The organism is Pandoraea sp., from assembly GCF_004297875.1.
Classification (GTDB): Bacteria; Pseudomonadota; Gammaproteobacteria; order Burkholderiales; family Burkholderiaceae; genus Pandoraea.
On the sequence record NZ_SCSK01000043.1, the window covers coordinates 1 to 8,488 of the forward strand.

At 58.6% G+C, this 8,488-nt stretch carries 4 protein-coding genes and 4 pseudogenes; 7 read left to right on the forward strand and 1 reads right to left on the reverse strand.

Going from position 1 to position 8,488, the window contains the following annotated elements; translation table 11 throughout:
• Positions 1 to 122 precede the first annotated feature (122 nt).
• The 7 genes and pseudogenes from EPN80_RS12695 to EPN80_RS12725 form a co-directional block, all read left to right on the forward strand.
• Positions 123 to 1,976 (forward strand): annotated as a pseudogene (locus EPN80_RS12695) (Tn3 family transposase); the annotation flags it as partial.
• A gap of 304 nt (positions 1,977 to 2,280) precedes the next feature.
• Complete coding sequence (locus EPN80_RS12700) at positions 2,281 to 3,423, forward strand: site-specific integrase (protein ID WP_293027626.1); 1,143 nt, start codon at positions 2,281 to 2,283, stop codon at positions 3,421 to 3,423.
• Complete coding sequence (locus EPN80_RS12705) at positions 3,424 to 5,088, forward strand: hypothetical protein (protein ID WP_293027629.1); 1,665 nt, start codon at positions 3,424 to 3,426, stop codon at positions 5,086 to 5,088.
• Positions 5,089 to 5,444: 356 nt separating this feature from the next.
• Positions 5,445 to 6,956 carry a hypothetical protein gene (locus EPN80_RS12710; protein WP_293027631.1) on the forward strand — a complete coding sequence of 504 codons (1,512 nt, stop codon included), beginning with the start codon at positions 5,445 to 5,447 and terminating at the stop codon, positions 6,954 to 6,956.
• A complete protein-coding gene (locus EPN80_RS12715) occupies positions 6,953 to 7,339 on the forward strand; it encodes a TetR family transcriptional regulator (RefSeq protein ID WP_293027633.1) in 387 nt (128 codons plus the stop codon). Before EPN80_RS12710 ends, EPN80_RS12715 begins: the two co-directional genes overlap by 4 nt.
• Positions 7,340 to 7,472: 133 nt before the next feature.
• A pseudogene (locus EPN80_RS12720) lies at positions 7,473 to 7,586 on the forward strand (IS3 family transposase); the annotation flags it as partial.
• 221 nt (positions 7,587 to 7,807) lie between these two features.
• A pseudogene (locus EPN80_RS12725) lies at positions 7,808 to 7,936 on the forward strand (DUF3363 domain-containing protein); the annotation flags it as partial.
• Positions 7,937 to 8,007: 71 nt separating this feature from the next.
• Here the strand turns inward: EPN80_RS12725 and prpE are convergent.
• Positions 8,008 to 8,488: pseudogene (gene prpE / locus EPN80_RS12730) on the reverse strand (propionyl-CoA synthetase); the annotation flags it as partial.

The window sequence follows — 8,488 nt, forward strand, 5'->3', positions numbered from 1 at the left end:
GCAGTCCGAAACGTGGCATGTAAGACAACTGCCGGCATTGCGGGGGGTGTTTATCCGAGGCTTGGTTGGCAGGTGCAATCGGCTTTTGACATTCCGTGCATTCGTCTTCTGAAAGTGACACCCAGCCCGATGATTTCGACTTCCTGCACCGCATCGGCGAGAGTTACGCCACATTGCGCCGCTACGCGCCGGAATTCCTCGACGTGCTCAAGCTGCGAGCAGCGCCCGCCGCCAAGGACGTGCTCGACGCCATCGAGGTGCTGCGCGGCATGAACATCGACAACACCCGCAAGGTGCCCGCTGATGCACCGACCAACTTCATCAAGCCGCGCTGGCAGAAGCTGGTGATGACCGACGCCGGCATCGACCGACGCTATTACGAGTTGTGCGCACTGTCGGAACTTAAGAACGCGTTGCGCTCGGGCGACATCTGGGTACAGGGTTCACGTCAGTTCAAGGACTTCGAGGACTACCTGGTGCCACCCGAGAAGTTCGCCAGCCTCAAGCAGTCCAGCGAATTGCCGCTGGCCGTGGCCACCGATTGCGACCAGTACCTGAGCGAGCGCTTGGAGTTGCTGGAAGCGCAACTTGCCACGGTCAATCGCATGGCGGCGGCCAACGACCTACCGGACGCCATCATCACCGAATCGGGCTTGAAGATCACGCCGCTGGATGCTGCGGTGCCCGACACCGCGCAGGCATTGATCGACCAGACGGCCATGATTCTGCCGCACGTCAAGATTACCGAGCTGCTGATGGAGGTCGATGAGTGGACGGGCTTCACCCGCCACTTCACGCACCTGAAATCCGGCGACCTCGCCAAAGACAAAAATCTGCTGCTGACTACGATCCTGGCCGACGCGATCAACCTGGGCCTGACCAAAATGGCCGAATCTTGCCCCGGTACGACTTACGCCAAGCTCGCCTGGCTGCAAGCCTGGCATACCCGCGATGAAACCTATTCGATGGCGCTGGCCGAACTGGTCAACGCCCAGTTTCGGCATCCCTTTGCCGGGCACTGGGGCGATGGCACCACATCATCGTCGGACGGACAGAATTTCCGAACCAGCAGCAAGGCAGAAAGCACCGGGCACATCAATCCGAAATATGGCAGCAGCCCAGGCAGGACGTTCTACACCCACATCTCTGACCAGTACGCGCCGTTCCACAACAAGGTGGTCAATGTCGGCGTGCGCGATTCCACCTACGTGCTTGACGGCCTGCTGTACCACGAGTCCGACCTGCGCATCGAGGAACATTACACGGACACGGCGGGCTTCACCGATCACGTCTTTGCCTTGATGCACCTGCTGGGCTTCCGCTTCGCACCGCGCATCCGAGACCTGGGCGACACCAAGCTCTACACCCCGAAAGGCGAAGCCGCCTATGACGCGCTGAAACCGATGATCGGCGGCACTCTCAACATCAAGCACGTCCGCGCCCATTGGGACGAAATTCTGCGCCTGGCCACCTCGATCAAGCAAGGCACGGTGACGGCCTCGCTGATGCTTAGGAAACTCGGCAGCTATCCGCGCCAAAACGGCCTGGCTGTCGCCCTGCGTGAGCTGGGGCGCATCGAGCGGACGTTGTTCATCCTGGGCTGGTTGCAAAGCGTTGAGCTGCGCCGCCGCGTCCATGCCGGGCTGAATAAAGGCGAAGCACGCAATGCACTGGCCCGCGCCGTGTTCTTCAACCGGCTGGGCGAAATCCGCGACAGCAGCTTTGAGCAGCAGCGCTACCGGGCCAGCGGCCTCAATCTGGTGACGGCGGCTGTCGTGCTGTGGAACACGGTCTACCTGGAGCGCGCAGCGCATGCGTTGCGTAGCAACGGCCATGCCGTCGATGAAACGCTATTGCAGTACCTGTCGCCGTTGGGCTGGGAACACATCAATCTGACCGGCGATTACCTCTGGCGCAGCAGCGCCAAGATCGGCGCGGGCAAGTTCAGGCCGTTGCGACCTCTGCAATCGGCTTAACGTGCTTTATTCTCCGTTTTCTGAGACGACCCCTTGTACAAAGGCGCAAGCAAGGCGCAGCTTGCGCTCCGCCCGGCCTAGGCGATGAGTATGCGAAGCAGGATGTTGACTTCAAGCCTGCAGTGAGGGCAGCGCAGTGGCGCGTTGCCGCTGGCAGGGCCGAGTACGAGCGTATTTTCCAAGGGTCGAAATTGTTCGACACGAGAACGCGGAGCGACGGCGGAGGGGCTGTTGATCTTGCAACGCATTTTCAACTGTATGAGTTCAAGGCTATTGGCCGAACAACGCGAAGGGCTGGTCTGTAATGCAACTGGTCTTCGCCACAGACGACTACGTCGTTGCTGGGCGCCCGCGGGAGGGCTTCCCTATCCTGCTCTGGTCATCCATGGAAAGCTGCGTGCCCGCAAATCGATTCTTGCAACATTACCTTCAACGTGGGCAGATCTCCTCGAAGAATTCGTGGACGGCGATTGGAAGAGCGCTGTACGACTACTTCGGATTCCTCGAAGCAAACGAACTCTCTTGGGACGACGTCGATCGAGACCAAACGCAGCGCACGCTGGTTGCCGGATATCGAGACTATTGCTTGAACGACCTTCGCCAAAGGCTGAACACAGTTCGACTGCGCCTGCTCTACGTCTGCGAGTTCTACGAGTTCGCATTCAAACGAGGATGGATAGGCAAGCTACCGTTCGAGCTCGAGGGCCGCCGCAACATGACTGCCAATAGTTTTTTGGCGCACGCGCGGGGTCGATCGACCGCCGAAGTACCCGACATCATGCCGGCGCGTCGCCCTCAGCCGATCAAATTTCTCCCCCGATCGCAGATACATGCTCTCCTCAACGCTCCTGCGAACGTTCATCACAGAATGCTAATTCGACTTGCGCTGCACACCGGGCTGCGCAGGGAAGAACTCGCGACCTTCCCAGTCGCCTACGTCTTTGATCCAGACAAAGTCCATTGGGCCTCTCGCAACGTGCGTGTGCTGCTGGACCCTGATGACGGCCATGGAATGCGCACAAAGGGAATGCGCTGCCGGGAGATCTTTATTACCAGGTGGTTCATGAAAGAGTTGGCGCAATACGTCAAGCTTCACCGGAACGAGAACATTGTGGAGGATCAGGAACCTCCAACACTCTTCGTGAACAACTCGGGAAAGGCGTTTGCGGCAGGAGGCAAGGCGATCGAACGCATCGTGCGGACTGTCGGCATGCGCTGCGGAGTACAGGTCCACACGCACATGTTGCGCCACACCTACGCGACACATACGCTGGTCGCGCTGCAACGTAGTCGGACAGTGGGGTTGGATCCCCTGGTGTTTGTGCAGAATCAGTTGGGGCACGCTTCGATCCAAACCACCATGATTTATCTCCACATGATCAACGAACTCGCGGACGACGCGGTACTCGCCTACGCGGATGAGCTCAATGACTGGCTTCGCGATTGAATGCAACACGTGAAAAAGAAGTTCACCAGGACGACTCTCCTGATCGACGCAATCCATGCCAACCAAGAGTGCTCCCCGTGCCCACCAGAGAAGACGTTGGTCAGGATTGAGCCCAGTTCAATTACCGGAGGAGCAACCTTCGAATTCAGCCGCTGGTACGGCTGCGGAATCGACGAGATCACGTTCGCACTGCAAGAACAGATCGAACGCTTCGTTGCCGGCCAAGACGCTGAACTGTCGAAGGTGACGATCGTGAGCTACTGCACGCTAGGCATCGCGACATTTCTCGAGTACGTGGCATTCATTTCAGCTACGAAGGAGATCCCCATACGCTTGGCCGACGTCACACGAGATCTGATTGATGGATACCTGCTGTACCTGCAGGCATCAGGACTCTCGACCCTAAGCCAAAAGGCCAAGTACGACAAGGCCAAAGCGGTGCTCAAGGCGTTGGGCAGACGCGACCGACTTCAGATCGTTCATGTGGGTGATCTCGCTACCTTTCCTCCCTCACCTTTCCCAGGTGTCAGGAACAAGGTGAAAGGAGAAACACCGCTCACACGCGAAGAACGAAAACAGTTCGCACTTGCGATCAATGAAGCGCTGTCTCCCATCTTCTCTTCAGAAACTGTCACGCTGACCAGCGAGCTGGTCTCCTACGCTGCGCTGGCGGTGGCGCTGTATACGGGACGCAACACAACGCCTATCCTGCAGATGCCAACCACGTGCCTGAAACCGCACCCGAAAGAGGGAACGATGTTTCTGCTCCTGTACAAGCGCCGCGGAAACAACTATAGCAAGGTCGCTCTTCGCAACGATCTTAAATCGTGGGAGATGATCGAAGGAACGTCCACAGTCAGGTGGAACATTGTCGTTCTGATAAGGAGAGTCTTGGAACTGTCTGAGCCGCTGCGGCAGAAGGCTCCTGACGCGTTGAAGGGCCGACTCTGGCTGTTCGAGGCTGCCAAAGGACCGAGAGTCGGACAGGCCTCAGCACTTGAAGATGCGACGTTCGGCCGGAATGTAACTGCACTAGTGAAGGGAGCGCAACTTGTCGACGGCGGAGGGAAGCCCCTTCGGATCAATATCAGCAGGCTGAGAAAGACCTTCGTCAACCGGCTCAATGAGTTGCTCAATGGCGATCTCCGCGCGACCGCCTATGCGGCCGGACACTCGCCATCGGTAACAGCAAACAGCTACCTTCGACCGGGCGAAAATTCCAAGAGGAACTGGCGATTCATGGGCGAGACGCTCGTGACAGAGCTACTGAAGAACGAAGTGGGAAAGACCGCAAAGACGCCAGTGGGTCAATGCACGGATGGTCGTAACGGTGAATTCGCTCCCAAGAAGGCTGACGGCGCAGTTTGCATGAGCTTCCTGAACTGCCTGCGGTGCGCCAACTACGTAGTGACGGGCGATGATTTGCACCGGTTGTTTTCGTTCTATTGGCGCGTACTGGGTGAAAGGGCGCGCATCGAGCGACAGCGCTGGGACCGACAGTTCGCGCACATCGTCAGGCTCATTGAGCGTGACGTCATCGCTGCCGGCGTCAAGAAGCGGGTCTTCAAACAAGCCGAGGTCGATGAAGCACGGGAGCGAGCAAGACTTAATCCCCATCCATTCTGGCGAGCGGACGGAATGATGGAAGCTCTCGCAACGCTATGAGAACTGCCAGAGTAGTGCCGAGCGTCCAAGACGACTTCGATCGGCAACCTTCACACGCATCTGAGCTGCCGCGCGCCGAGCGAGATAAGCTCGTGGTGTCCATCGCACGTGTCGATGGGCGCTGGATCGTCCTAAGCCGCTTCGGTGACGAGGTTTGGCAGTTGCTTCCGACGACCTCCAACACGCGATTGGGGCGCTCAAAAATCGACTTCAGTCGCATTGCGCTCCCCCTTCGCGAAACGTGGAAGGAGTGCTTCTACAGGTACATGCGAAAAGGCCTGCGGAAGCGCGCTGTCTCAACAACTATTCGAGACCGCTTCCAAGTCTCGGTCGCGTTCGCGGAGTTTCTGCACCGCATGAACATCTCCCGTCTTGGTCAGGTGACGCAGTTCGTCACTTCGGCGTATATCCAGTGGCGCCGCGAGTACGTCCAACCCGGCCTTAGGCCGATCGGCAAGTCCGCGCTAGTCTCTTGTCTAACCGCAGTTGAAACGCTCTACGAGGTCAGCCAATACACGTCGGATCCCATGCCGACGCATCCCTGGCCTGACACGTCGGCTTCGCACATAGCTGGCATGACCGGACAGACGTCGAATGGAAGGCGTGGTGGCCGAACGCCTCTCATCCCCGACGACGTGTTCGCCAAACTCTTTCAGGCAGCCTGGGGCCGTGTGCAGGCCGCTCAGAGACTTCTGGACTTGCGTGACGCTCTTCAAGAGATCGAGAATCGCGACGGTGGGAGGCTGTCGATCTCTCGCATCAATCAAATCCAAAACGCATATCTAGAAGCTGAAGGAGTCGGGGGAGGCTGCTCCACCATTCGCTCGGACATCAGATTGCTCAGGACCTCCTGCTATATCGTCCTTGCTAGCCTGTCCGGCTGTAGAAATCATGAGCTCTCGTTCCTGGAAAACGGCGCTTGCTACAGCACGCGTGATGACGAAGGGAATACCTACTGGTGGATGCGTTCTCAATCGACCAAGACAGATGAGGGCCGGACGGAGTGGATGATTCCAGAAGCTGCCGCCCGCGCCATAGCCGTGATGGAACGGTTTGCCATACCGCTGCAGGACGTCGTCAAGACAGAAATCATGGAACGGCGTCGGGCTAACCCGAGCGACATCGAGATTGCCGAGGCGTTGCGGCATCAGAATGCACTTTTCCTTGCCAACTCTGCGACAAAATCTCGCGTTCGTACGCTCTCCCTTCATGGGTGGAAAAAGGCGCTGGCAGATTTCTGTGCTGTTCATGAGATTTCTTGGGAACTCGCGAGTCATCAGTTCCGGCGGGCCTTTGCCAACTACGCGGCGCGGAGCCAGTTCGGAGACCTACGATACCTCAGAGAGCATTTCAAGCACTGGTCGATGGACATGACGTTGGGATATGCGCTCAACGCGAATCAAGAAGTTGCGCTCTATCTCGACATCCTCCAAGAACTCGACGTCATCAAGGAGGGCGTTGCGCAGATCTGGCTGGATCCTCGAGAGCCGCTCTCCGGCGGCTACGGCACCAGCGTCGTGGCTTGGCGAGGCAGCGATGCGGTCACGATCTTTAAAAACCACGAGCACATGGTGCGCTCGATTGCGGCTAGCACGGCAATTCGAAGTACGGGCCACGCTTGGTGCACGGCTGACGACAACCTTTGCATCGGCAATGATCTTGAGAGAACCCGCTGCAGCACTTGCTCTAACGCAGCGATCGGGCGCGCGCACGGCCACATCTACCAAGGCATGTACGACCATCTACTAGAAGTAGCGCAATGTTCCGATATCGGCATAAGCGGCCAGACTCGCGTGCAGCGCGACCTTGAGCGCTGTCGCAGCGTGTTGAGCGAGTTGGGCTACGCAGTGAAAGGCACTTCGCAATGACAGCAGCCAAAAGACCCGCATCAATTCGGGCCAAGGAATTCGATCTCGCGATCAAGCGGATTCAGCTCGGTCGCTCGCACACAAATGCGGCGAAGGTTTCGTTCTCGGCTGTCGCACGCGAAGTTGGGGTTAGCCCGGCACTCATTCACAACCACTATCCGGAAGTAGCCAACCGCATTCGGGGCCTACAAGGGCGCTCTGCGCGCGTCGAGCGCGACACCATCAGGTCAGAACTCCTGCAGGAGCGGAAAAGGTCACGTGAGTTACGCGCCTCGATCAAGGAACAGGATCTGCGAATCCGCAAGCTAACATCCATCAACGAACGACTAATCGCCGAGCTCGATGGACTGCGCTCAGCAGGAAACATACGCTCGCTTCGCTGAACTAGCCAAGTCGCTTGGGTCTCCGTAAAGGTTCACCTTGGGAGCGCAGGGGGAACACGACATTCCCCCTTGTTCGGGGATATCACTCAGGGAGCAACAGCTCCCTGAATGGCAGCGAGTCGGTCACTCCCCGTACCGGCAAGCCAATCTGGCTGTGCGCCGACGCAAGAAGAGCAAGCGGCCTATCAATGAGCGTGTGCCGCTGCAGCTGGCACGCACGGTCAACGAGGTGTGGAGCATGGATTTTTCTATAGTCCGCCCCCAAACCGCAAGCTTAACCTCGTGGCATAGAACGACTCGCGTTTATCTATTCGGCCTGTCGCAGAGACACCCAAGATGCCCCTGGCCTGCATGAAGAAGCCGCACGCCCCAGTCCCGATTAGTGAGAAGGCGTCATATGCGCCGGAAGTCCAGACGGGTCTACAGGTGCTACGGATGGTCGTTTGTGCCATGCTTGACTGCGCGAGCTATGCGCTGCTCGATGACGGTATGGGGTTCAGCCTGGTGCCGTGGAGGCCGGTGATCGAGCAGCGGCTGTGTCAGCAACTTGCCGCTACAGTGCGCGGCGGAGGCGTGTCAAGGAAGATCGGGCGGTAGCGTGACCTTCCCATTCAATGATGATTGGAGCAAACCGGAGATTTCAACACGCCGCCCCCTATTCCTTTCTCTCAAAGTTCTACCAATAGTGCATTGATCTGCTGCAGCGCAGCCGGGTCGTCCATGGTGGTCAGGTCGCCGGGATCACGACCCTCGCAGACCGCCTGGATGGCCCGGCGCAGCAGCTTGCCGCTGCGCGTCTTGGGCAGCACGGTCACGAAGCGCACGCGCGCCGGGCGCGCCACGGCCCCCAACTGGTCATCCACCCGCTTCATGATCTCGCCTTCGAGCTTGAGCTTTGCAGCTTCATCCAGCGCCGAGGTGTCCCTGGCGACCACGAAGGCCATCGCGACCTGCCCTTTCAGCTGATCGGCCACCCCGACCACCGCGACCTCGGCCACGTTGGCATGGCTGGAGATGCTTTCCTCGATCTCGCGCGTGCCCAGGCGGTGGCCCGCCACGTTGATCACGTCGTCGGTGCGGCCCAGGATGTAGAAATAGCCATCCTGGTCGCGGATGCCCCAGTCGAAGGTGCTGTAGACCAGCTTGCCC